Raw genomic sequence first — 23342 nt, 5'->3', positions numbered from 1 at the left:
CACACCCACCTCAGGCGAACTCGCACGTCACGCTGGCGCCACCGTCGAGCGTCGCGTGGACACGCTTGAGGCTTTCACCGGTGGCCATCGCATCGAGCAAACGGTCGGCCACCAGCGGCAGAACGTGCAAGTCGAGCAAGTGGTCGATCAAACGCGCACCGCTGTCGCTTTGGGTGCAACGTTCGGCCAGGTGATCGACGAGGTCTTGCGAGTAGGTGAAATCCAGCTGGCGACGGTTCAGGCGTTCGCCCAGACGATCGAGTTTGATCTCGATCAGCTCGCGCAGCACCGGGCCACCGACCGGGTAGTAAGGCACCACGCGCATCCGCGCCAGCAGCGCCGGCTTGAAGTGTTTGCTGAGCACCGGGCGGATGGTTTCTTCAAGCACTTCGGCACTCGGCCGTGCGCCGTTTTCGCAGAGTTCGCTGATGCGGTCGCTGCCCAGGTTCGAGGTCATCAGGATCAACGTGTTGCGGAAGTCGATCTCGCGCCCTTCGCCGTCGTTGGCCACGCCTTTGTCGAAGATTTGGTAGAACAGGTTCAGCACGTCCGGGTCGGCCTTCTCGACTTCATCGAGCAACACGACCGAGTACGGTTTCTGGCGCACGGCTTCGGTGAGCATGCCGCCCTCGCCATAACCGACGTAGCCCGGCGGTGCGCCGATCAGGCGCGAGACCGTGTGTTTCTCCTGGAACTCGGACATGTTGATGGTGGTGATGAAACGATCACCGCCGTACAGCAAGTCGGCCAGGGCCAGCGCGGTTTCGGTCTTGCCGACGCCGCTCGGGCCGACCAGCAGGAACACGCCAACCGGCGCATCCGGTTTGTTCAGGCCGGCAGCGGTGGCGCGCATCGAGCGGTCCAGCGCGTGAACGGCTTGTTCCTGACCACGAATGCGGGTGCGCAAATCGGTGGCGAAGCTCGCGACTTTGGCGTTGTGCTCGCGGGCCAGTTGAGCCAATGGCACGCCGGTCCAGGCGCTGATCACTTCGGCGACCAGACGCGGGCACACTTCGAAGCTCACCAGACGTTCTTTGACCTGCAGCTCGGTCAGGGCTTTGTGCGTTTCATTGAGTGCGGCTTCCAGGGTTTCAACGCTGTGCGCCTCGTCCACCGGCAGCGTTTCGATCACGGTGCCTTCGGCGTCTTCTTCAACCGTGACGGTTGGCTCGACGGCTGCTGCTTCACGGGCCTTGGCCAGTTGCTGACGCAGATCCAGCAAGCGTTCGGCCAATTCTTTCTGTTCGGTCCACAGGGTTTCCAGTGCGACCATTTCCTCTTCGGCGGTGGCCAGGCGATCTTCCAACGCGTCCAGCGCTTCGTGATCGATCAGCAAACCGGCCTCGGCATCACGGCGCAGGGCCTGACGCTGACGGCCACCTTCAGCCAGTTCACCACGCAGGCGTTCGAGGCTTTCCGGGGCGGCGGCGAGGCTGATGCGCACACGGGCGCAAGCGGTGTCGAGGACGTCGACGGCTTTGTCCGGCAGCTGACGGCCCGCGAGGTAACGTGCCGACAATTCCGCCGCCGCCACCACCGCGTCATCGCGCAGGTAGATGCCGTGGCTCTTCTCGTACACCTGAGCCAGGCCACGGAGGATGGTCACCGCTTCGCTGACGGTCGGTTCGTGCAGTTGCACCGGCTGGAAGCGACGGGCCAGGGCCGGGTCTTTTTCGAAGTATTTTTTGTACTCCGCCCAGGTGGTGGCGGCGATGGTGCGCAATTCGCCGCGGGCCAGGGCTGGCTTGAGCAGGTTGGCTGCGTCGGAACCGCCGGCATTGCCGCCCGCGCCGATCAGCGTGTGCGCTTCGTCGATGAACAGAATGATCGGTTTCGGCGAGGCTTTGACTTCGTCGATCACGCCTTTGAGGCGACGTTCAAATTCACCTTTGACGCTGGCGCCGGCCTGCAACAGGCCCATGTCCAACGACAGCAACTCGACACCTTTGAGCACTTGCGGGACTTCACCGGCAGCAATGCGCGAGGCCAGGCCTTCGACGATGGCGGTTTTACCGACACCGGCTTCACCGACCACGATCGGGTTGTTTTTGCGACGGCGGGCGAGGATGTCGACCATTTGGCGAATCGCGCCATCGCGGCACAGCACCGGGTCGAGTTTGCCGTCGCGGGCTTGTTGAGTGAGGTTGTGCGTGAAGCGCTCCAGCAGCGATTCGCCCGGCACGGCAGGCTTGCCGGTGGCCGGTTGTTCTTTCTGCGACAGGGCGAATTCTTTCAGGCGCTCGATGTTCAGCTTGGCCAGCAACGACTGGTAGCGGCTGCCGGCGTAGCGCATCGGGTTGCGCAGCAGCGCGAGGATCAACGCGGCTTGCTCGACCTGGCTCTGGCCCAGTTCAAGGTTGGCCACCAGCAACGCATCTTGCAGCCACTGCACCAGTTCCGGGGCGAACACCGGGTTGCGCGAGGCGCTGTGCTCGACCCGCGATTGCAACGCGGCGCTCAGTTCGCCGGCATCCACTTCGGCGTCTTGCAGCGCGCGTGCGAGCAGGCCTTGCGGGCGCTCCAGCAGGCCGAGCAGCAAGTCTTCGACGAGGATTTTGCTGCCGCCACGGGCGACGCAACGTTCGGCCGAACTTTCCAGGTCACGACGGGTTTCGGCGTCTAGCGCCTGGATAAGTTGTTGCAGGTCTACGTTGATCATGGGTCATCTGTCCTTAATGAATTTTGCTGCCCAGGGTAACCACGCCGTCCGCTTTTTCGCGGCCCAGCCAACTGGTCCATCCCAGGCGACAGGCGTTTTGCTCACCGATGCGCAGTTCGCGGATTTCTTCCTGGCGCAGCACCAGGCGAATGTCGTAATCGAGCGGGTCACGCAGGGTGAACCGCACCAGCGCGCACAGCGGCTGGTAGCCGAAACCGATCGGCAGGAATTCGTGGAAGCGCTGCCAGTCGAGCTCGCGGATGTGGATGCGGAATTTTCCGCTGCGGTCGCGCACGTGCTCGCCCAGCACCAGGTCTTCGCCAAGCAGGCTGTTGGCGCGGCCCAAACGATTGCGCTGCTCGTCGAGAATCTCCACGCGACGCTCGATGCACTGCTCGATGGTCAGTTCAGCGTGCTTGAAGTAGTAACGCAGCACCGCTTCGATCAACGCCGCCGAGTGCGCCCGCAAACTGAGCAGGCCGAGGTAAGGCAGCAGACGCTTCCAGTTCAGTTCCTGGGCCTTGCGGATCTCTTCGCCGCCAAGGCCGATCAGGGCAAAAAGCTGGGAGGAAAACGGATCGAGCGCGCCGCTCTCGAAACTGGCGCGGTAGCGGTACTTGCGCCAAATCGGCAGCATCAGCCGTTGCAGGCGATGGTGGAACAGGTCGAGGAAGTTGCGGGTCGGGTTGCCGTCTTCGCTGTCGCCCAGGGCCTGTTCACCGTAGAACGCCGGCAGTGGCGAGCCGGAACCGACCAGGCCGATCAGGTTGAAACGCAGGCGCGCGCGCATCTGCCCGTGCTCGTGGAAAAACTCCACGCGATCGACGTCGCTGCCAGGGAAACCCAGGCTCGGGTTGGCCTGGAATTCGAGCTGATCGTACAGATCGTCCTGGCTCAGGTGCGGGTGGGCCTCGCGCAGCCGGTCAACCACCAGCAGCACGGCCTGAAACAGCGAGTACTCGCGTATTCCTCGGGTCAGCCCGCTTAAAGAAGCGGCTGAAGGCCCATACGTGGTGTCCATTGGTACACCTCTCCCTGTGTGCTTTTTACTCGCAGCTCGTGGTACGAATTGAGACTGGCGTAAAGCGCGAAAAACTCGTTAAGAACCGAGGCGAAAACGAACAGGTCGCCCTCGCCGATATACCCTTCCGGGTCGATGGTCAGTTCGGTGCGCAACCCGCGAACCGGTAACCCTCGGTGCAACCGGTCGACGTGTTTGTGCTTGATCGACTTGAGCCCGCCGAGCAGGCGTTTGCTGACTTTTTCAGCGTGTTGGTCGTAGTAGCGCGGCAGGTCGTAGGTTTCCAGAATCACCTTCAACGCGTTGACGTCGGCCAGCGACAGGTAGTTGAGCGACATGTTGCTGATCAGCTTCCAGAGAAAGTCGCGGTTCAGCGGCGGCGCGTAACTGGGTGTGGCCGGGGTGATGTTGCGGAAGCTCAGGAACTCCGGCGTGTCTTCGCAGGCCATGCTGATGTCGCCGAGCTTGAGCTTTTTGGGCAGATTCTGGTTGGTGCACATCAGCTCGATCGACAGGGTTTCGTGGGCTTCGGTGTGGCGGATGCCGAAGCTCAGGTAGGTGTCGAGGCCGTCGTGCAACAGCGACGAACGCTGGCGGATGCTGTAATGCGGACGGCTGTTGGGCACGTCGAAGCTCGGGTCGTGCTCGAACGATTCGAACGGCACGTATTCCTGATAACCGAGGCCGCCGGGCTTCCATCCCGTGACCGTTTCCACCGAGAACACGCCGCAGTTCTGCAAATCGAATTCGGCGGGCAGCAGCAGGTATTCGTCTTGCTTGCCGTCGAGGCGGATCGGCAGCGCGTCGTGCTTGAACAGGTTGACGATCGGCGTGCAGTAGAGCTTCACGTTGTCCAGCGTCGGGCGCATGCGCATGATGCCGCTCTTGCGAATGTCGAAGCGCAACTCGAGGCCGCGCATTTGCTTGAGCGTGTCTTCCGGCAATGCCTTGAGCATGTCCAGGCCGTTGACGTCGACGAACAGGAATTTGTCCTGGAAAGCGAAGTATTCCTGCAAGTAGCGATAGCCACGGAAGGTATTCAGCGGATACGGGATCAACGCTTCTTCTTCGGCGAAACCCACCGGCTGCACGCGGTCGCCGGGCATCTTGAACGCCATCGGCATGCCGTTGACGCCGTTGATGGGCTTGCCGGCGCCGTCCAGCGGGATCAGCTCGATGCCTTCCAGATTGCGCAGCAGGCTGAGGTAGAGCATCTGGCTGATGTAACGCTCGCCGGCGAAGTGCAGGCGCAGGCGGCTCAGCTCCAATTCACCGAGATGACCGTCAGCGCTCATCTCCAGACGCAGGCTCAACAGCGAGCCGTCGCCCTTCACCGAGTAATTCAGCGCAGCCAGATCCAGCGGCAAGACTTCGGTCGGGTAGCACGTGCGGAAACGGCAACGCACGTCGTCGATTGGCACACTCTCGACTGGCGTGTCGCGCTCGACCATCAACGCGGGACCCGAACGCTTCAACGGATCGAACTGCAAAATGCTGAACGCCGGCAACGGCCGCATGTAGTTCGGCCACAGCAAGTGCATCAGGGAATGGCTGAGTTCTGGCAGTTCGTCATCGAGCTTCTGGCGCAGGCGCCCGGTCAGGAACGCGAAGCCCTCAAGCAACCGCTCCACGTCCGGATCTCGCCCGGCCTGGCCAAGGAAAGGCGCCAATGCCGGGCTACGCTCGGCGAATCGACGACCTAACTGGCGAAGTGCGGTGAGTTCGCTTTGGTAGTAGTGGTTAAAGGACACGGGGTACCTTCCTGGTGGTGGATCTCATGAAAAAACTGTCCTGTAGAGCGCGACTGTCAGACCGGAAACCACGTAGCCCGCTATGAGGAGGTACGGTAAAAAAGCCAGCCAGCCAAACATCATCGGGAACCCGGCAAGGCTCCCCAAAAGCACATGGGCCAACCCATAAATCACCCACGGGACAGCGTAAAAAGGGATGAAGGTCAGTGGTGCGCGCCACACGCTTTTCAAAATCTGCTGTTCGGTTTTTCCGTTCAGTGCTCGCATTGCCCACAGGGCAAATGCGATGTAGGCCGGGATTCCGAATGAGAGAACGTAGATCAACAGCATTTGTTGCCAGTCCAGAACCGCCGCGTATTCGTCGCCCTGCTCGACCAGTGTCAAAGCCAACATCACCAGGAGCGGAGACCAGAGCGCTACTCTGAAAAAATTTGGATTAGCGCAGCATTCGCTTTTTCGAATGTTCTGCGCCGAATCGTTAGTAAATTTCACTGAACACCCAGTGATTGAAACTGTAAAGAGCAACAACACCTACAACGGAGGAAACCAAGAACGAAAAGCCATCGTGCGAGCGTTTATATTTGAAGAAATTCATTAGCGCTCTTACAAAATAGTAAAAAGAAAACGCCATCATCGGAATATAAAAAAACATACAAAAAACAAATAAGCCTCCGTAGACATCAACCCCAGCTATTGACCACTTAGTTTTCGGATCAGTGCACGACATCAACAGAAAAACCGCGGAGGTCAAAAAATAAAAATAGTTGATCATTTTAAGAATTTTCGACACGACCAAATCTTTCGAATGCAGCAGCTCAAGCGCAATCTTTGGAATGGGGTTAGTTTCATAACTAATCACGACATCGGCCCATCTGAAAAAAACTTCGGAAGCACGAACAACACCAGCAAACCGATTATCCAAAGCACGAGCAAATAATAGTTACTGGGCATTCTGCAGGCCATCCACCCTTTAACCACTCCATAACCAATAGCGAACTGTAATAGCAAGAACGAGATAATTCCCAGCGGAACGGAAAGCAAATAACTATAAGGCTCCGCAAACCCGAACCGGATAACCGCATAAATTTCGAACAATGCAAACGGTGCGATCAAAGCGTTGGCGATGATGATCATTGCTCTGACTGTTTTTGCGCTACCCATCAACGCAAGCCCTGTGCATAGAGGAACTTTGCCAGCTCTAGTCGGCGCTGCTCACCTGAAGGACCGTCAATACCGTAGTAAAAATGTCCCACACCTTCTTTACGCTCGCTGGACTCGGTCATCTGCGAGCCGAGCAAAGGAGCATGCTCAGCCAAGTCAAAAAATGACATGCCTGCATGAATAGGGTCGCCATGCTCCTTCAAGTCAAGAATGACTACATGCTCGATCAGGGATTGCTGCCTAACTTCCCCAAGCATTTCTTCAGAAATTGGAGAACCTATCAGTACAAGATAATCAATGGCCTGCCCTTTATCTGCGTAATAAAGAGCAGATTGGGCGGCTACCAGCGATCCAAAGGAATAACCAATAAGATTAAATTGCCCTCCGGTTGGAAAAGATCGGCTAACGCCTAACGACTTCAGACTCCAGTCCGCCTCAACGCTATACGGTCCAGTGTCCGACATGCCGTTAATTTTCTTAAGCCTGTAACGGTGCTTATTGACGCCAGCAACAGCATCAGCATATTGACCCTCAGTATTACGCCCTACTACTGCGCCACTAATACCCACCATACGCAGTGACTTAATCTGGTCATCAATATACCCACCGGTCATCCCAGCACCACCGAGATAAACAGTCAGACCTTCTTCCAGAACGATATGTTTCGGTGTCCTGTCCGCAGTAGCAGTACTGCTGGTCGAAGCAACCTTTTTAAATATCCCTGTTGATGTTTCCAACACGTCTGTCGTCATTTGCATCAATCCTCTGATGCAACGTAAATATCGACTTTTTCCGCACTCGCGTGCCGCGTCACTCGATGAGTCAAACCTGTATCACTAGTAACGCCTTCTTCTTGAAGACCATTTTCTCGGACCAAGAGATATCGACGGTTTGCCATAGGCGCTCCGCTTTTGTCAGTCAGGACAAATTGCTCATCAAAACCAGGCAGAATCAAAGGCAACGGCGCCACAAACGGCACCGGCGAATGCGAATTCCCGATAATCACCGTCCCGGACCCAGCTGTAACCTTGTTGCCATGGGTCCCGACGGAATCCACCGTCGCAGCCGGTTTGCCGTTGATCAAAACCGTCGTCGCCAATCCGCCCGACATCGCACCACCACACGCCGAGGCATCGCCTTGGCGGGCGGCCGCGAGGCCGTCGAAGAAGACGTCGCCGGAACCGGCGGCGATCGGGTTGGTGCCGTGGCCGGGGAGCGGGCAAGCGGTGGGGTCGGTGACACGTGCTGCGGGTTTGCCGGACATACGAATCTCCTTAGTTGACCTTGACTTGACCGCTGCCATCCAGGCGCGCGGCGAAACTGACCTGACGCTTGAAACCATCAACTTCCAGCAGGCCTTCGATGCTGAAGGACAGGCGAAGCTGATCGTGATCACGCGGCAGGGAGATGACACGCACATTGCTCAAGCGTGGCTCGTAGGCTTCGATGAAATTTTCGATGGCCAGACGGGCCTGACTCAGGGAGTCGTGCAGGCTCAGACGCATGTCATTGAGATCGGGTAGCCCGTAATCGGACAGCGTTTGCACGCTGCCCGCACGGGTGCTGAGCATCTTGGCCAGATGGGCAGCCACGGACGCCATGGCGGAGACCTCGCGGCTCCAGCCGACGCGTTTGTCCGCGTCGCCCCCCAGGCGTTCGAAAAGGCTGCCGTATCCAGTCATGACTCAGGCTCCTCTTACTCTTTGTCCAGCTTGCCAACCAGCGACAGGGTGAAATCGGCACCCATGTACTTGAAGTGCGGACGCACGTTCAGGCTGACGCGGTACCAGCCAGGCTCGCCTTCGACATCGCTGACGATGATCTGGGCAGCGCGCAGTGGACGACGGCCACGGACTTCGGCGCTTGGGTTTTCCTGGTCGGCCACGTACTGGCGGATCCACTTGTTGAGTTCCAGCTCGAGGTCGGTACGTTCTTTCCACGAACCGAGTTGCTCGCGCTGCAGCACTTTCAAGTAGTGAGCCAGGCGGTTGACGATCATCATGTACGGCAGTTGGGTGCCGAGCTTGTAGTTCAGCTCTGCGGCCTTGCCTTCTGCGCTGATGCCGAAGAACTTCGGCTTCTGCACCGAGCTCGCGGAGAAGAACGCCGCGTTGTCGGAGCCTTTGCGCATGGTCAGGGAAATGAAGCCTTCCTCGGCCAGTTCGTATTCACGACGGTCGCTAACCAGAACTTCCGTAGGAATCTTAGTTTCGATTTCGCCCATGCTTTCGAAATGGTGCAACGGCAGGTCTTCAACCGCGCCACCGCTCTGCGGGCCGATGATATTCGGGCACCAGCGGAATTTGGCGAAGCTGTCGGTCAGCTTGGTGCCGAACGCGTAGGCAGTGTTGCCCCACAGGTAGTGCTCGTGGCTGTTGGCGACGGTTTCTTTGTACACGAACGATTTAACCGGGTTTTCTTCCGGGTCGTACGGGTTACGCAACAGGAAACGCGGCACGGTCAGGCCAACGTAACGGGAGTCTTCCGACTGGCGGAAACTCTGCCATTTGGCGAATTGCGGGCCTTCGAAGTGATCTTTCAGATCCTTGAGGTCCGGCAGGCCGGTGAAGCTTTCCAGGCCGAAGAATTTCGGGCCGGCAGCCGCAATGAACGGCGCGTGCGACATGCAGGCAACGCTGGACACGTACTGCATCAGTTTCACGTCCGGCGAGCTTGGGGACATGAAGTAGTTGGCGATGATCGCGCCCACAGGCTGACCACCGAACTGACCGTATTCAGCGGTGTAGATGTGCTTGTACAGGCCCGATTGCATCACTTCCGGCGAATCGCCGAAATCGTCCAGCAGGTCTTCTTTGGAGACGTTGAGGATTTCAATCTTGATGTTTTCGCGGAAGTTGGTGCGGTCGACCAGCAACTGCAGGCCACGCCACGACGATTCCAGGGACTGGAAGTCAGGGTGGTGCAGGATTTCGTCCATCTGACGGCTGAGCTTGGCATCGATCTCGGCGATCATGCGGTCAACCATGGCTTTCTTGACCGGCTCACCGTTGTTCTGCGGCTTGAGCAGCTCTTCGATGAAGGCCGACACACCGCGCTTGGCGATGTCGTAGGCTTCGTCGTCCGGCGTCAGGCGGGTTTCGGCGATGATGCTGTCGAGAATGCTGTATTCGCCACTCTCTTTGTTCTTTTGCTGTGCTGCGCTAGTGCTCATGGTGTTGGCTTCCTTAGGCTGATGGAGACTCAGGCGTCCTGGGCTGCGGCGTTCAGGCCCAGCTCACCCAGTACGCGACCGCGGGATTCGTCGTCGGCGAGAACGCCTTCGATGGCTTTGCGGAACGCAGGCGCGTTACCCAGTGGGCCTTTGAGGGCCACCAGCGCGTCGCGCAGTTCCATCAGTTTTTTCAGCTCGGGCACTTGCTCGACCAGCGAGGCCGGGTTGAAGTCCTTCATCGAATTGACGCGCAGTTTCACGGCCAGTTCTTCAGTGTCACCTTCTTCCTGAAGACGGTTCGGTACGCTCAGTGTCAGGCTCAGCTCTTGCTTGGCCAGCACTTCGTCAAACGTCATTTTGTCGATGCTGATCGGCTTGCGATCTTCGACTTTGCGTTCGTCCTTGCGGTGGGTGTAGTCACCGATTGCCAGTAGTTTCAACGGCAGTTCGATCTCTTCCTGTGCACCACCGGTGGCAGGTTTGAAGGTGACGTTGATGCGTTCCTTGGGGGCTACCGAGCCTTCTTTGGCCATGGCTTTTCTCCTTGCGGTTGTGGCCCTGGGGCCTATTCGAGTACCACTTCGAGATCGAGGTGGCACAGCCTGCGATAAATCTCTTCCTTGCGTTCACGTACGGCATGGTTCTGCGGCAACAACTCGCAGCAGCTATGCAGTAAATGCAGCACTTCCAGCGCAAGATCGGGCTCCCAGGCGTTCAGGCCTGAGTCCTGTAATGTTTGGTCGAGTGTTTCGAGTTGGGTCTTGGCCAGTTCGTATTTCTTGGCCATGAAGCACAGCCGCGCGAGGGCGAACTGCCAGAAAAACCGGACGCGTCCGCCCTGGGCGCTTTGCAGCCCCTGCTTGAGGATCTGCACGGCGGCCTTGAGGCCGTCCTTGCGCAGGATCGGCAGGACTTCTTCGAGGGCCACTTCCCAGGCTGGCTGGCTGTCGGCGACTTCAACCTTGCGCGGCGCACTGGCGCTTTGCAGGTGCGGCATGACGTTGGCGCTGATCCAGGCGCGGGTGGCCGGATCGGCGAACGGCGCGCCGTCGTGGAAACGCAATTCGATGATGCCGGGCAGGCGCTGAATCAAAAGCGCGAAGTGGATTTCCACTTCGCGCATTGCCATCTCGGCGTTCAGGCCCTGGAGGCACTCCCAGACCATTCGCTGGCCATCGAACCAGAACGGCGCCTTCGCCAGGCTCGCCTCCAGTTCCACCAGCAAGTCGGCGTATTTGGCTTGATCGTAGCGGTCCTGATAGGCCTTGAGCTTGTCGGCGGGCAAGCCGCGCAACACGGTGATTTGCTCGGCGTTACGCTCGGGCACCGCGTCGATGGGCAGCCACAGCAGCGTGCGATTGAGGCGCAGGGCGCGCAGATCAGTGGCTTTCTGCTTGAGCCACCAGGCACACAACGGACGGGCACTTTCCTGCTGGGCGCGCAGGGCCTTGTGGGCTTCTTTTTCGTTGTCGATCGGTGCGCCGGGGGTGAACAGCTGCGTCGCGGCCTGTTTGACCTGGGCCACTGCGGCGCCAACCACGCCGGGTTCCGGCTGGTTGTCGGCGGCGCGTTGCACCATGTTTTTCAGACGGCGGGAGATCGGCAGCAGCAGCGGCGCATCGTCACCCAAATGCTCGGTGCAAGCGGCATCGAGGCCTTCAAGGTGTTCGACCAGCCGCCGGAACATCGGCAACTGCTCTTTTATCGCGACGTTTTCGGTCAGCACCTGCTCAAGGCGCGGCACCAGCCAACTGATTGCGGCGGAGCGAGTGCGGGCCTTGTTCGGGTGAAGGTCAGCCCAGTGGTTCTCGCACAGGTGGTGCAGCAACCCGAGGCCAGCCAGCAAGCCCTGGAACGATTCGCGCTGGTACAAGGCCCACGTCAGCCAGGCGCCGACCCGCAAATCCTTGGACTGGGTGCGCAGCAGGTTTTCGCTGTTTTCGCGGATTTTCAGCCAGTCGATCTGACCGCTTTCGTGCATGGACGAGGCTTTCGCCAGCTCGCTTTCCAGTGCCTCATATTCGCTCGAAAAGCGAACGTCCTCGCCCGCGAAATTCTCTTTGGAAACAGAGGCTTTTGCGAGTTCGAGGTAATGAGCGGAAAGTTTGCTTGAGTAGGACATCCATGGCCTTTAATTAGGATTACGGTCGAACGCCAATTGCAGTTGCAGCGGCGCGGGACAGTATCAAAGAGCTGCGATGAGTCTCATCCAATTGAGTTCGTGCTCTTTCAAGTGCGCGCATCGTACTCACGATGATGGCCACTAGCAAGCATCCGATTAAACAACAAGACGAAGTGCGCTTTATTGCGTGTAAGAGGTTTCCCTATATGAGACAGGGGATTCCCCGATGCCGATTTAATATTCACGCTCTTACGGCAACCCCTGAAAGCACTGAGCCAGAGCGCCCCGAGAGGGATGCGCCGATTTGTTGGCAACATTTTCCCCTCGTAGACGTAGAGCATGCCAACAATAAAAGACAATGAATGTAGGAATCGTCCGAAAGGTTGTGGTCATCATGGAAAAGAATGAGGCGCGACAACGGAGACGCAGAAAAGTGCCATCGCCATGATGGCACTTAATATATCGGGGGATATTAGTGAAGGACTTGAAACAGCGAACAAGTGAGCATTAGTTTTCCAGAGTGTATTAATCAGTCCATCCCGGCATATATACACATTGGAACAGCGCCTATAAAAAATGGGCATCCGAATTAATCGGTATGCCCATTTTTCAATACGGTTCTCCCCATTATTCAGGGAGTTCGCCGCAATTACGGATTAACGCTGTCTTTCAACGATTTGCCTGGCTTGAACGCGACAGTATTGCTGGCCTTGATTTTGACAGGTTCACCGGTTTGCGGGTTTTTGCCGGTGCGGGCACCGCGGTGGCGTTGCAGGAAGGTACCGAAGCCCACCAGCGTGACGCTGTCTTTGCGGTGCAGAGCGCCGGTGATTTCTTCGAGAACGGCGTTGAGAACGCGGTTGGCCTGCTCTTTGGTGAGATCTGCTTTTTCAGCGATTGCAGCGGCGAGTTCTGGTTTACGCATTAGTGAAGCCCCTTTGACGGTTTTTTGTTGTTATGTCCGTGCTGTTCTCGTTGGAACAGCGCCCAAAGCGCCGCAGGTGCTCTACTCTGCGGCAGACGGGAGTGAGAATGGCACGCACGGAAGAGCCGCGCCAGTCTCGGCGCGACCTTTGTAGGGGCAAAAGAGGGGTGATTCCGACAGAACGACCGGTATTTACGCCAGCAGTGCCGGAAGCTCTTTGTTCAGGGCCAGTTTTTCAATCACCGCCGCGCCTGTCAGGGCATAACCGAGCAGTTTTCCGCTGGCATCGCGGCATAAAGCTTTGATGTCCGCGCCCTGCCCTTCAACGGTCCAGACACCCTCGGCGCCCCGTGGTGGTGGCGAAACCACCAACGGACAGACCGGGGTTTTCACGGTGATTGGCATCGGGCCATAACTCACGGCGGTGGGGTTGCCGGCGAGGGTTTGCGCCAGCGCTCTCGCACAGCTCATCAGGGGCATGACGTACAACAGATTCAGCCCATCGACCTCGGCGCAGTCGCCCAGCGCGTAGATATTGGCGTGGGAGGTTTTCAGGTGGCGATCGACCATCACGCCTCGGTTGACCTGCACACCAGCCGCAGCCGCCAGATCGATACGCGGACGCAGGCCGATGGCCGAGACCACCACGTCGCAAGCAATCACCTGACCATCGGACAGATGCGCTTCCACGCCGTCTGCGACGTGCTGCAAGCGGTTGAGCACCGGACCCAGGTGGAAACGCGCCCCCAGGCTTTCCAGCCCGGCCTGCACCGCAGCAGCCGCCGCCGGGTGCAGCAGGGTCGGCATGACTTGCTCGCACGGTGCAACCAGTTGCACCTCGTAGCCGCCGAGGATCAGGTCATTGGCAAACTCGCAACCGATCAGGCCGACGCCTAGCAGCAACACCCGGTTTTTGCCTGCCGCTGCGGCGCGAAAGCGGGCGTAATCTTCCAGGTCGTTGATCGGGAACACCACATCCGCCGCATCGCCTTCGATGGGCACCCGCACGGTTTCCGCGCCCCAGGCCAGGATCAAGTCGCGATAAATCACCGCTTCCTCACCGATCCACAGGCGCTTGTGGCCCGGATCGATGCCGCTGATGCGCGTGTGGGTGCGCACTTCGGCCCTCAATTGCTCGGCCATGGCACCCGGCTCGGCCATGCTCAGGCCGTCAGCGTCTTTGTTTTTGCCAAAACCGGTGGAGAGCATCGGTTTGGAGTAGGAGCGTCCGTCATCGGCGGTAATCAGCAGCAACGGGGTTTCGCTATCGAGTTTGCGAAACTCCCGGGCCAGGTTGTAACCAGCCAGCCCGGTGCCGACGATCACGACAGGTGCGTTCATTCCTTACTCCTCTGGTGTTTTGTTAGTTGATTTCGATCATTTCGAAATCCATCTTGCCGACGCCGCAGTCCGGGCACAGCCAGTCTTCCGGCACGTCCTGCCACAGCGTGCCCGCCGCAATGCCGTCGTCCGGCCAGCCCTCGGCCTCGTTATAGATCAGGCCGCAGACCACACATTGCCACTTTTTCATTCAGGTACTTCCTCAGGATTCAGGCTTATTGCCGGCGCGAACGGTCGATGGTTGGAGCGCTGCCGTCCGGCTCAGGGGCGTTTTGTACTGATCGGGCCCGGCAGATGCAAGCGCGTTCCGCGCAACGGCGGCCCCGATCAATCAAAATCGCTGGCTGACATGGTAAGCTCGCCGCCTCATTTGCTGCCAATAATGACTCACTGTGCCGCACTCAAAACTCCCCTCCGCTACCCCGCTGTGGCTCCCTCAAAGCCAACTGACGCCCCTCCCCGACACGTCTACCCTCGACTGGCTGTTCGACGAAGGCTCCCTGACCCGACGCCTGATCCGCTTGTCGAATGACGGCTTCAGCGTCACGCCGTTGTTTGAAGGCTGGCAAACGCTGCGCGCCGACGAATGTGCAGCGCTGGAGTTGGAGGAAGGCAGTGAAGGCTGGGTGCGCGAGGTGTATTTGCGGGGGCACGGCGAAGCCTGGGTGTTTGCCCGTAGCGTGGCGGCGCGCAGCGCCTTGCAGGGCGACGGCTTGCACATGGATGAACTGGGTAGCCGCTCGTTGGGTGAGTTGCTGTTTTGCGATCAGGCGTTCCAGCGTCGCGCCATCGAGGTTTGTCACTATCCTCAGGAATGGCTGCCGCTGGCGTCCCGGGCCCCCGAACTGTGGGGCCGTCGCTCGCGGTTCGACCGTGGCGCCTTGAGCGTGCTGGTGGCTGAAATTTTCCTGCCGACCTTGTGGCTCGCCGCCCGCGCCCACCCGGAGAACTGCTGATGTACCAGAGCCTGCTCAAGTCCCTGAACCGCTTGAACCCTCGGGCCTGGGACTTCATTCAGCTGACGCGCATGGACAAGCCGATCGGCATCTATCTGCTGCTGTGGCCGACCCTGTGGGCGCTGTGGATTGCCGGCAAAGGCTCGCCATCCCTGGCCAACATTGTGATTTTCGTCCTCGGCGTGGTCCTGACCCGTGCGGGCGGTTGCGTGATCAACGACTGGGCGGATCGCAAGGTCGACGGCCACGTGAAGCGCACCGAGCAGCGCCCTTTGGTCAGCGGCAAGATCAGCTCCAAAGAAGCCCTGGTGTTCTTCGCGGTGCTGATGGGCGTGAGTTTCCTGCTGGTGCTGTGCACCAATGCGGCCACGGTCTGGTTGTCGTTCGGCGGTTTGGCGCTGGCCTTCAGCTACCCGTTCATGAAGCGCTACACCTATTACCCGCAAGTGGTACTGGGCGCGGCGTTCTCTTGGGGCATGCCGATGGCGTTCACCGCCGAAACCGGCGAGCTGCCGGCAGCGGCATGGTTGCTGTGGATCGCCAACCTGCTGTGGACCGTGGGCTACGACACTTACTACGCGATGACCGACCGCGACGACGACTTGAAGATTGGCGTGAAATCCACCGCCATTCTGTTCGGCGATGCGGATCGGGTGATCATTCTGACGTTGCAAGGCTTGGCGCTGGGGTGTCTGTTGCTGGCAGGATCGAAATTCGAGCTCGGGGGCTGGTTCCACTTGGGATTGCTGGCGGCGGCGGGCTGTTTCGCGTGGGAATTCTGGTACACCCGCGGCAAGGACCGGATGCGTTGCTTCAAGGCGTTTTTGCACAACCACTGGGCCGGGTTGGCGATTTTTGTCGGGATTGTGCTGGACTACGCCACTCGCTGACCGCCCAAGCCGTTGCCGACGCTTTGTGTCGGCAACGGCTACAGGCGTTGAGTCGTCTACTTTTGCGACTCGTGAACAACGTGCCAGACGTCTTTCATTTTGTCGCCCACCATGTCGCCGGGTTTTTTGTCCTTCACGAAGGTGTAAAGAGGTTTACCGTCGTAGGCATATTGGCTCGTGCCGTCATCGCGCTTGATGACGCTCCACTTGCCAGCGGCCGTGGCACCCGCCGGTGCCATCATGGGTGGCCAGTTTTTGGCGCAATCGTCATTACACATCGACTTGCCGCCGCTGTCCTTGTCAAACGTGTACAAGGTCATGCCCTTGTGGTCGACCATCATCCCGTCCTTCATCATCGCCGGGTCGGCGGCGAAGGCCATGGTCGGCAGCGTTAGAGCTGCAGTCACTAAAAATGCCTTCCAGGATTGAGCAATGTGATTCATGGAAACCTTCCTTTTGTGGTTGTCAGGATTCGGACTTAGAGCTTAGTTCAGGATCATGACCACCGCCGACCTGCTAAATTGCTGTCACACGACTGCAATAATTCCGTTATCTAATGCGGCGCAAGACAGTTAAATGACAAGAGGATTAAGGCATGGTTGGCAGGAGCATTCTGATCGTCGACGACGAAGCGCCCATTCGCGAAATGATCGCCGTTGCGTTGGAAATGGCCGGCTATGACTGCCTGGAGGCCGAGAACTCCCAACAGGCCCATGCCATCATCGTCGACCGCAAACCGGACCTGATCCTGCTCGACTGGATGCTGCCCGGCACGTCCGGTATCGAGCTGGCTCGCCGTCTCAAGCGCGATGAGCTGACCGGGGACATCCCGATCATCATGCTCACCGCCAAGGGCGAAGAGGACAACAAGATCCAGGGGCTGGAAGTCGGCGCTGATGATTACATCACCAAACCGTTTTCCCCCCGTGAACTGGTGGCGCGCCTCAAAGCCGTGCTGCGCCGTGCCGGTCCTACCGATGGAGAGACACCGATCGAAGTCGGCGGCCTGCTGCTGGACCCGATCAGCCACCGTGTGACCATCGACGGCAAGCCCGCCGAGATGGGCCCGACCGAATATCGTCTGCTGCAGTTTTTCATGACTCACCAGGAACGGGCCTACACCCGTGGCCAGTTGCTGGATCAGGTCTGGGGCGGCAACGTGTATGTCGAAGAGCGCACCGTCGACGTGCACATCCGCCGTCTGCGCAAAGCCCTCGGTGATGCCTATGAGAATCTGGTACAAACCGTGCGTGGCACCGGTTACCGCTTTTCTACCAAAGCCTGACCAAGAGCTTTCCCGCCCGACAAGCTGACAAGGACGCGTGTTCAATTGAACCAAAACTGGCATGGCACCCTGATCCGCCACATGCTGTTGCTGGTGACCGGGTGTCTGGTGATCGGCCTGATTACCGGCTACTACGGCTGGAGTCTCGCCGCGGGCCTGGGCCTTTACCTGGCCTGGACCCTCAAGCAATTGCTGCGGCTGCACGAATGGCTGCGGCTGCACAAACCCGACGAGGCACCACCCGACGGCTATGGCCTGTGGGGCGAAGTGTTCGACAGCATCTACCACTTGCAACGTCGCGACCAACGCGTGCGCGGACGCCTGCAAGCGGTGATCGATCGGGTCCAGGAATCCACTGCCGCGCTGAAAGACGCCGTCATCATGCTCGACAGCGAGGGCAACCTTGAGTGGTGGAACCGCGCCGCCGAAACACTGCTTGGCCTGAAGACGCCGCAAGACAGCGGCCAGCCGGTCACCAACCTGGTGCGCCATCCGCGCTTCAAGGAATATTTCGAGCAGGACAGCTACGCCGAACCGCTGGAAATCCCTTCGCCGATCAACGATCGTCTGCGCATTCAGCTGTACATCACCCGCTACGGCAACAACGAACACTTGATGCTGGTGCGCGACGTGACGCGTATCCATCAGCTGGAACAGATGCGCAAAGACTTCATCGCCAACGTCTCCCATGAACTGCGCACACCGTTGACGGTTATCTGCGGTTACCTGGAAACCTTGCTGGACAACGTCGAGGAAGTGAACCCACGCTGGACCCGTGCCTTGCAGCAAATGCAGCAGCAAGGCGGGCGCATGCAGACCTTGCTCAACGACTTGTTGTTGCTGGCCAAACTGGAAGCCACCGATTACCCCTCGGACAACCAGCCCGTGGCCATCGACGGCTTGCTGCAATCGATCACGAGCGACGCCCAGCAGTTGTCCGGCCAGAAAAACCAGCGCATCACCCTGGAAGCTGATCCGACGATCCTGCTCAAGGGCAGCGAAGCCGAGTTGCGCAGCGCGTTTTCCAACCTGGTGTTCAACGCAGTGAAATACACGCCGGCCGAAGGCAATATCCGCATTCGCTGGTGGGGCGATGAGCAAGGCGCGCACCTGAGCGTGCAGGATTCCGGGATCGGCATCGACAGCAAACACCTGCCGCGCCTGACTGAACGTTTCTACCGCGTCGACTCCAGCCGCAATTCCAACACCGGCGGCACCGGCCTCGGCCTGGCAATCGTCAAACACGTGCTGCTGCGCCACCGCGCACGGATGGAAATCAGCAGCGTGCCGGGCCACGGCAGCACCTTTACCTGCCATTTCGCGCCCGCTCAGGTCACAAAAACCCGGGTCATCAGCACCGCCGACTGATACCGGCCAGCACTCGCCACTAGGCAATCGCCCGGTCAGCCGCTACATTGGCTGACTTGTGCCTGCCCTTCAGGCACCGCATTGACCCCCTATTCGAATACACGGAACCCGCAAAACTCCATCATGGACCCTTCCCCAGGCTTGACCCTCGCGACACTCTTCGCCGATTTCGGCATGATTCTTTTTGCTCTGATCCTGGTTTTGCTCAACGGCTTTTTCGTTGCGGCGGAATTCGCCATGGTCAAATTGCGCTCGACCCGGGTCGAGGCCATCGCTGAGAAAAACGGCTGGCGCGGACACATCCTGCGCACCGTTCACAGTCAGCTCGATGCGTACCTCTCAGCGTGCCAATTGGGTATCACCCTCGCCTCCCTGGGCCTGGGCTGGGTCGGTGAACCGGCGTTCGCACACATTCTGGAGCCGCTGCTTGAAGCCGTCGGCGTGCAGTCGCCCGAAGTGGTCAAAGGCGTATCGTTCTTCGCTGCGTTCTTCGTCATCTCGTACCTGCACATTGTGGTCGGTGAGCTGGCCCCGAAATCCTGGGCCATTCGCAAACCCGAGTTGCTGTCGCTCTGGACCGCAGTGCCGCTGTACCTGTTCTACTGGGCCATGTACCCGGCGATCTACCTGCTCAACGCCAGCGCCAACACCATCCTGCGGATCGCCGGCCAGGGTGAACCCGGCCCGCATCACGAACACCATTACAGCCGTGAAGAACTGAAACTGATCCTGCACTCCAGCCGTGGCCAGGACCCGAGCGACCAAGGCATGCGTGTGTTGGCTTCCGCCGTGGAAATGGGCGAGCTGGAGGTGGTCGACTGGGCCAACTCCCGTGAAGACCTGGTGACGTTGGAGTTCAACGCGCCGCTCAAGGAAATCCTGGCGATGTTCCGTCGCCACAAGTTCAGCCGCTATCCGGTGTACGACAGCGATCGCCAAGAGTTCGTCGGCTTGCTGCACATCAAGGATCTGCTGCTGGAACTGGCGGCTCTGGACCACATTCCCGAGTCATTCAACCTCGCCGAACTGACCCGGCCGCTGGAACGCGTGTCGCGGCACATGCCGCTGTCGCAGTTGCTGGAGCAGTTCCGCAAGGGTGGCTCGCACTTCGCCCTGGTCGAAGAAGCCGATGGCAACATCATCGGCTACCTGACCATGGAAGACGTGCTAGAGGTGCTGGTCGGCGACATTCAGGACGAACACCGCAAGGCTGAGCGCGGCATTCTCGCGTACCAGCCGGGCAAGCTGCTGGTGCGCGGCGATACGCCGTTGTTCAAGGTCGAACGCCTGCTGGGCATCGACCTGGACCACATCGAAGCCGAAACCCTCGCCGGGCTGATCTACGAAACCCTGAAACGGGTGCCGGAAGAGGAAGAAGTGCTGGAAGTCGAAGGCTTGCGAATCATCATCAAGAAGATGAAAGGGCCGAAGATCATTCTGGCCAAGGTGTTGATGCTCGATTAAGCGCGACACCGGCGGCGAGCGAGCTCTTGTGGCGAGAGAGCTTGCTCGCGCCGGCCGATCCGCGCCAGGGCGTAGCAGTCGTAAACCGATGAATGCGGTGTGCGGTTGCAGGCGTTGGGGCCGCTTCGCAGCCCAGCGGGAGCAAGCTCCCTCGCCACAGTAATCGTGCTGATCCGGCTATTGCTTGCCCAACGCAAAGTTGGGCAACGCGCCCACTGGCTGATTGAACTGATACGGAATCGACACCAACCCAAGCCCCGTATTGCGCTGCACCACGAAGTGCAAATGCGGCCCGCTGCTGTTGCCGGTGTTGCCCGACAGGGCCAGCGCACTCCCCACCGCTACCCGTTGCCCCTCGCGAACGCCCACCGAACCTTGCTTGAGGTGCAGGTACACGCCCATCGTCCCGTCATCGTGCAGCACCCGCACGAAATTGCCTGAAGGATCGGTGCCACGTCCGGTCTGGGCATTTTCGGTTTTCACCACCACCCCGCCCCGCGCCGCAATGATCGGCGTGCCTTCGGGCATGGCGATGTCCATGGCGTAACGGTTTTTGGCGCCGAAATGGCTGTATTGGCCGTTAGCACCCTGACTCAAGCGAAACGGCCCACCACGCCAGGGCAGCGGATACCTATAGGCCATGGCAGCCCCTGAAGGGTCGCCCAGGGAATATTCGAACCTTGGAGTGTACGCCAGCGGCCTTCCGGCCTTAGTCGCCGTGAGCAGCGCCAGACGGATGTTGCTGCGGGCCGGCATCACCCGGCGGATCGGTCGGCTCGGCGCGCCGCTGACATTGCTCAGCCCGGCAAAACTCAGCTCGATCTCGACCGGCGCATACAGGTCGTTGCGCACGTACACGTTGTCCACGCCCTTCTGCTTCTTGATCTCCAGGTACACCTGGCGCTCAAGGTGCTCGACCATGCGATCACGAAAAACGAACACCTGGGAGCCTTTCGTGGGGCGGTCGCTGTAGGAGACCACGCCATTGGCGTCTTTGGACTTGTAGATCGTCATGGCCACAGCCGAGGTGGAGGCCATGAAAAGACCACAGAAAAACAGCAGGCGCGCGAGCATGGGCAAGAGTCTGTCGAGTAAGGCCTGGGAAGGAGCCTAGCAGCTGCAATGGACCCGGGTAGTCGGCAGATGTTTCAAAATGGGCAGCAAAGGGGATGTGCGGTGAGTTTGATGGCCCCTTCGCGGGCAAGCCTCGCTCCTACAGGTCGGTGTGATCTGTAGGAGCGAGGCTTGCCCGCGAAGACGGACTCTCAGGCGATGAAGATTACGCGCCTGGGACGAAATGCTTCTGCGCCGTGCCACGTGCGATCAATCGGGAGATGTAGTCGAGCTTCTGCGCATCCTGATCCACAAAGCGGAAGGTCAGTTGCAGCCAGTCGCTGTCAGGTTTCGGCTCAAACGCGACAATGGCGTGCAAGTAGCCATTGAGGCGGGCGACTTCAGCGTTGTCGCCCTGCTCCAGGTCCAGCACGGCGCTGTCGAGGACTTGCGGCAGCGTGTCGGTGCGCTTTACCACCAGCAGCGCTTCCTTGATGCTCAAGGCTTTGATCACGCACTGCTGAATGCCGCTTGGCAAACGCAGCTGGCCTTGACCCCGACCGCTGGCGGGAGCGGAAGCAGCGCCCGGTGCCTTGACCGGCGGGCTATTGAGCAAACCGCGAGACGCAGCCGGGGCAGGGGTCGGCGCGGCGGCAGCAGGTTTGGCGAACGGGTTGACCGGCGTCGCTGCAGGTGCGACCACGGCCGCCTTGCCTCCGGTCAATGCGCTCAGGGAATCGTTGCCGAAAGCCGAGTTCATTTTGGTCGGCGCACCGTTCATCAAGGCGTCGAGCTTGCCGACCTTGTTCAGCGCTTGCTTGACCTTGGTCAGCAGTTGTTCGTTGGTGAAGGGCTTGCTGACGTAGCCGGAAACGCCGGCCTGAATCGCCTGGACCACGTTCTCTTTATCGCCACGGCTGGTCACCATCACGAAGGGCATGGTCTTGAGATTGTCCTGCTCGCGGCACCAGGTCAGCAGTTCCAGGCCAGACATTTCCGGCATTTCCCAGTCGCACAGCACCAGGTCGAACGCTTCCTTGGCCAGCATGGCCTGAGCTTTTTTGCCGTTGATGGCATCTTCGGTCCGGATACCCGGGAAGTAGTTACGCAGGCACTTCTTTACCAGGTCACGAATGAACGCTGCATCGTCCACCACCAACACACTGATCTTGCTCATCCATCACCCCTCGAAAAAATCCCGGCAAGCATACCGTTTTGCTGATGGCACATTGCCAAAAACCTTCAGTCACGCCGGGACTTTTCGTTCGCGGGTGCTGCTTTTGAAGTCGAAAGCCACACACAAAAACGCCCGGCCAAAGGACCGGGCGTTTTTCTTGGGCAGTCTTACTTATCGTCAGCTTTGCCCGGAACATTAGCGGTTTCGCCACTTGTGCCTTCAACTTCTTCTTTCATGCGCTTGAGGCCCAGGTGACGCACGTCCGTGCCGCGCACCAGGTAAATCACCAGTTCCGAGATATTGCGCGCGTGGTCGCCGATCCGCTCCAGCGAACGCAGCACCCAGATAATGCTCAAGACCCGCGAGATAGAGCGCGGGTCTTCCATCATGTAGGTCGCCAGCTCACGCAGTGCGGTCTTGTATTCGCGGTCGATGATCTTGTCGTACTGGGCCACCGACAACGCCAGGTCGGCGTCGAAGCGGGCAAAGGCGTCCAGCGCGTCACGCACCATGTTGCGCACCTGGTCGCCGATGTGGCGAACCTCGACGTAGCCGCGCGGGGCCTCGCCTTCTTCGCACAACTGAATGGCGCGGCGGGCGATCTTGGTCGCTTCGTCACCGATGCGCTCCAGGTCGATCACCGATTTGGAGATGCTGATGATCAGACGCAAGTCGGATGCGGCCGGCTGACGACGGGCCAGAATGCGCAGGCATTCTTCGTCGATGTTGCGTTCCATCTGGTTGATCTGGTCGTCGATCTCGCGAACCTGCTGGGCCAGGCCGGAGTCGGCCTCGATCAGCGCGGTCACCGCGTCATTGACCTGCTTTTCCACCAGACCGCCCATGGCCAGGAGGTGGCTGCGAACTTCCTCCAGCTCAGCGTTGAACTGCGCGGAGATGTGATGGGTAAGGCCTTCTTTACTAATCATTCGGTTCGCTCCGCGAAAGTTGCCAGCTTCAAGCTGCAAGCTTCAAGCAGTTATGTATAAGTCCTGAT

General features: G+C 59.3%; 23 protein-coding genes. 5 read left to right on the top strand and 18 right to left on the bottom strand.

All coding sequences use genetic code 11. The features are described 5' to 3' along the window. Positions 1-10: 10 nt before the first annotated feature. The 14 genes from tssH to AC1ROI_RS05880 form a co-directional block, all read right to left on the bottom strand. Positions 11-2659 (bottom strand): type VI secretion system ATPase TssH, encoded by a 2649-nt coding sequence (gene tssH / locus AC1ROI_RS05945; RefSeq protein WP_083375450.1) that lies wholly within the window; start codon positions 2657-2659, stop codon positions 11-13. A 13-nt stretch (positions 2660-2672) separates the two neighbouring features. Next, entirely contained in the window at positions 2673-3680 is a 1008-nt protein-coding gene (gene tssG / locus AC1ROI_RS05940) for a type VI secretion system baseplate subunit TssG (RefSeq protein WP_010465275.1), read from the bottom strand. After that, on the bottom strand, positions 3644-5431 hold the full coding sequence (gene tssF / locus AC1ROI_RS05935) for a type VI secretion system baseplate subunit TssF (RefSeq protein WP_010465276.1): 1788 nt from the start codon (positions 5429-5431) through the stop codon (positions 3644-3646). The genes tssG and tssF overlap by 37 nt, the downstream gene beginning before the upstream one ends. Before the next feature lie 24 nt (positions 5432-5455). Then, positions 5456-5923 carry a hypothetical protein gene (locus AC1ROI_RS05930; RefSeq protein ID WP_042932470.1) on the bottom strand — a complete coding sequence of 156 codons (468 nt, stop codon included), beginning with the start codon at positions 5921-5923 and terminating at the stop codon, positions 5456-5458. Positions 5924-6286: 363 nt separating this feature from the next. Beyond that, complete coding sequence (locus AC1ROI_RS05925) at positions 6287-6565, bottom strand: hypothetical protein (RefSeq protein WP_224795533.1); 279 nt, start codon at positions 6563-6565, stop codon at positions 6287-6289. 26 nt (positions 6566-6591) lie between these two features. Further along, on the bottom strand, positions 6592-7344 hold the full coding sequence (locus AC1ROI_RS05920; RefSeq protein ID WP_102642675.1) for a hypothetical protein: 753 nt from the start codon (positions 7342-7344) through the stop codon (positions 6592-6594). Between the two features lie 5 nt (positions 7345-7349). Further along, complete coding sequence (locus tag AC1ROI_RS05915) at positions 7350-7856, bottom strand: PAAR domain-containing protein (protein WP_077748559.1); 507 nt, start codon at positions 7854-7856, stop codon at positions 7350-7352. Between the two features lie 10 nt (positions 7857-7866). After that, complete coding sequence (tssE, locus tag AC1ROI_RS05910; RefSeq protein WP_008150080.1) at positions 7867-8274, bottom strand: type VI secretion system baseplate subunit TssE; 408 nt, start codon at positions 8272-8274, stop codon at positions 7867-7869. A 14-nt stretch (positions 8275-8288) separates the two neighbouring features. Beyond that, complete coding sequence (tssC, locus tag AC1ROI_RS05905) at positions 8289-9764, bottom strand: type VI secretion system contractile sheath large subunit (RefSeq protein WP_102594560.1); 1476 nt, start codon at positions 9762-9764, stop codon at positions 8289-8291. A gap of 29 nt (positions 9765-9793) precedes the next feature. Beyond that, complete coding sequence (gene tssB / locus AC1ROI_RS05900) at positions 9794-10297, bottom strand: type VI secretion system contractile sheath small subunit (protein ID WP_010465292.1); 504 nt, start codon at positions 10295-10297, stop codon at positions 9794-9796. A 32-nt stretch (positions 10298-10329) separates the two neighbouring features. Next, entirely contained in the window at positions 10330-11886 is a 1557-nt protein-coding gene (gene tssA, locus AC1ROI_RS05895; protein WP_102594561.1) for a type VI secretion system protein TssA, read from the bottom strand. A gap of 649 nt (positions 11887-12535) precedes the next feature. Beyond that, positions 12536-12811, bottom strand: coding sequence for an HU family DNA-binding protein (locus AC1ROI_RS05890; protein ID WP_003213368.1), 276 nt, complete (start codon positions 12809-12811; stop codon positions 12536-12538). Between the two features lie 192 nt (positions 12812-13003). Then, complete coding sequence (locus tag AC1ROI_RS05885) at positions 13004-14152, bottom strand: NAD(P)/FAD-dependent oxidoreductase (RefSeq protein WP_102594562.1); 1149 nt, start codon at positions 14150-14152, stop codon at positions 13004-13006. Between the two features lie 22 nt (positions 14153-14174). Then, a complete protein-coding gene (locus tag AC1ROI_RS05880; protein ID WP_010465298.1) occupies positions 14175-14342 on the bottom strand; it encodes a rubredoxin in 168 nt (55 codons plus the stop codon). A gap of 202 nt (positions 14343-14544) precedes the next feature. Here AC1ROI_RS05880 and AC1ROI_RS05875 point away from each other — a divergent pair, with 202 nt between their 5' ends. Both AC1ROI_RS05875 and ubiA read left to right on the top strand, forming a co-directional pair. Continuing rightward, the gene (locus AC1ROI_RS05875; protein ID WP_083375446.1) at positions 14545-15108 is read left to right on the top strand and encodes a chorismate--pyruvate lyase family protein; all 564 of its coding nucleotides are present in this window, start codon (positions 14545-14547) and stop codon (positions 15106-15108) included. After that, positions 15108-15998: a 4-hydroxybenzoate octaprenyltransferase gene (gene ubiA / locus AC1ROI_RS05870; RefSeq protein ID WP_010465303.1), complete on the top strand. Its 891-nt coding sequence runs from the start codon at positions 15108-15110 to the stop codon at positions 15996-15998. The genes AC1ROI_RS05875 and ubiA overlap by 1 nt, the downstream gene beginning before the upstream one ends. Before the next feature lie 56 nt (positions 15999-16054). Here the strand turns inward: ubiA and AC1ROI_RS05865 are convergent, their stop codons facing one another. Further along, a complete protein-coding gene (locus AC1ROI_RS05865) occupies positions 16055-16441 on the bottom strand; it encodes a COG4315 family predicted lipoprotein (RefSeq protein ID WP_010465305.1) in 387 nt (128 codons plus the stop codon). 152 nt (positions 16442-16593) lie between these two features. Here AC1ROI_RS05865 and phoB point away from each other — a divergent pair, with 152 nt between their 5' ends. The 3 genes from phoB (at position 16594) to AC1ROI_RS05850 (ending at position 20115) form a co-directional block, all read left to right on the top strand. After that, complete coding sequence (gene phoB / locus AC1ROI_RS05860; protein ID WP_008150066.1) at positions 16594-17283, top strand: phosphate regulon transcriptional regulator PhoB; 690 nt, start codon at positions 16594-16596, stop codon at positions 17281-17283. An 81-nt stretch (positions 17284-17364) separates the two neighbouring features. Then, on the top strand, positions 17365-18651 hold the full coding sequence (phoR, locus tag AC1ROI_RS05855; protein ID WP_229801814.1) for a phosphate regulon sensor histidine kinase PhoR: 1287 nt from the start codon (positions 17365-17367) through the stop codon (positions 18649-18651). A gap of 123 nt (positions 18652-18774) precedes the next feature. Beyond that, on the top strand, positions 18775-20115 hold the full coding sequence (locus AC1ROI_RS05850) for a hemolysin family protein (RefSeq protein ID WP_010465310.1): 1341 nt from the start codon (positions 18775-18777) through the stop codon (positions 20113-20115). A gap of 177 nt (positions 20116-20292) precedes the next feature. On the opposite strand, the gene AC1ROI_RS05845 is transcribed toward AC1ROI_RS05850, so the two are convergent. The 3 genes from AC1ROI_RS05845 to phoU form a co-directional block, all read right to left on the bottom strand. Continuing rightward, positions 20293-21189, bottom strand: a complete 897-nt coding sequence (locus AC1ROI_RS05845; RefSeq protein WP_077748554.1) for a peptidoglycan DD-metalloendopeptidase family protein — start codon at positions 21187-21189, stop codon at positions 20293-20295. A gap of 205 nt (positions 21190-21394) precedes the next feature. Beyond that, positions 21395-22345 carry a response regulator gene (locus tag AC1ROI_RS05840; RefSeq protein ID WP_083375443.1) on the bottom strand — a complete coding sequence of 317 codons (951 nt, stop codon included), beginning with the start codon at positions 22343-22345 and terminating at the stop codon, positions 21395-21397. 167 nt (positions 22346-22512) lie between these two features. Then, on the bottom strand, positions 22513-23274 hold the full coding sequence (gene phoU, locus AC1ROI_RS05835) for a phosphate signaling complex protein PhoU (RefSeq protein ID WP_008150055.1): 762 nt from the start codon (positions 23272-23274) through the stop codon (positions 22513-22515). Between the last annotated feature and the right edge of the window lie 68 nt (positions 23275-23342).

The organism is Pseudomonas sp. GW823-FHT02C02 (assembly GCF_058797635.1).
Note: the sequence above shows the minus strand (reverse complement) of the source record. Positions and strands in the feature narration are given on the sequence as shown.

Coding starts and splice junctions, on each gene's coding strand:
- AC1ROI_RS05845 (WP_077748554.1), bottom strand. CDS start 21,189: ATGCTCGCGCGCCTGCTGTTTTTCTGTGGTCTTTTCATGGCCTCCACC.
- phoR (WP_229801814.1), top strand. CDS start 17,365: ATGCTGTTGCTGGTGACCGGGTGTCTGGTGATCGGCCTGATTACCGGC.
- tssH (WP_083375450.1), bottom strand. CDS start 2,659: ATGATCAACGTAGACCTGCAACAACTTATCCAGGCGCTAGACGCCGAA.
- tssC (WP_102594560.1), bottom strand. CDS start 9,764: ATGAGCACTAGCGCAGCACAGCAAAAGAACAAAGAGAGTGGCGAATAC.
- tssA (WP_102594561.1), bottom strand. CDS start 11,886: ATGTCCTACTCAAGCAAACTTTCCGCTCATTACCTCGAACTCGCAAAA.
- tssB (WP_010465292.1), bottom strand. CDS start 10,297: ATGGCCAAAGAAGGCTCGGTAGCCCCCAAGGAACGCATCAACGTCACC.
- tssE (WP_008150080.1), bottom strand. CDS start 8,274: ATGACTGGATACGGCAGCCTTTTCGAACGCCTGGGGGGCGACGCGGAC.
- AC1ROI_RS05865 (WP_010465305.1), bottom strand. CDS start 16,441: ATGAATCACATTGCTCAATCCTGGAAGGCATTTTTAGTGACTGCAGCT.
- phoU (WP_008150055.1), bottom strand. CDS start 23,274: ATGATTAGTAAAGAAGGCCTTACCCATCACATCTCCGCGCAGTTCAAC.
- AC1ROI_RS05840 (WP_083375443.1), bottom strand. CDS start 22,345: ATGAGCAAGATCAGTGTGTTGGTGGTGGACGATGCAGCGTTCATTCGT.
- AC1ROI_RS05920 (WP_102642675.1), bottom strand. CDS start 7,344: ATGACGACAGACGTGTTGGAAACATCAACAGGGATATTTAAAAAGGTT.
- AC1ROI_RS05885 (WP_102594562.1), bottom strand. CDS start 14,152: ATGAACGCACCTGTCGTGATCGTCGGCACCGGGCTGGCTGGTTACAAC.
- phoB (WP_008150066.1), top strand. CDS start 16,594: ATGGTTGGCAGGAGCATTCTGATCGTCGACGACGAAGCGCCCATTCGC.
- AC1ROI_RS05890 (WP_003213368.1), bottom strand. CDS start 12,811: ATGCGTAAACCAGAACTCGCCGCTGCAATCGCTGAAAAAGCAGATCTC.
- AC1ROI_RS05880 (WP_010465298.1), bottom strand. CDS start 14,342: ATGAAAAAGTGGCAATGTGTGGTCTGCGGCCTGATCTATAACGAGGCC.
- ubiA (WP_010465303.1), top strand. CDS start 15,108: ATGTACCAGAGCCTGCTCAAGTCCCTGAACCGCTTGAACCCTCGGGCC.
- AC1ROI_RS05850 (WP_010465310.1), top strand. CDS start 18,775: ATGGACCCTTCCCCAGGCTTGACCCTCGCGACACTCTTCGCCGATTTC.
- tssG (WP_010465275.1), bottom strand. CDS start 3,680: ATGGACACCACGTATGGGCCTTCAGCCGCTTCTTTAAGCGGGCTGACC.
- AC1ROI_RS05925 (WP_224795533.1), bottom strand. CDS start 6,565: ATGATCATCATCGCCAACGCTTTGATCGCACCGTTTGCATTGTTCGAA.
- AC1ROI_RS05915 (WP_077748559.1), bottom strand. CDS start 7,856: ATGTCCGGCAAACCCGCAGCACGTGTCACCGACCCCACCGCTTGCCCG.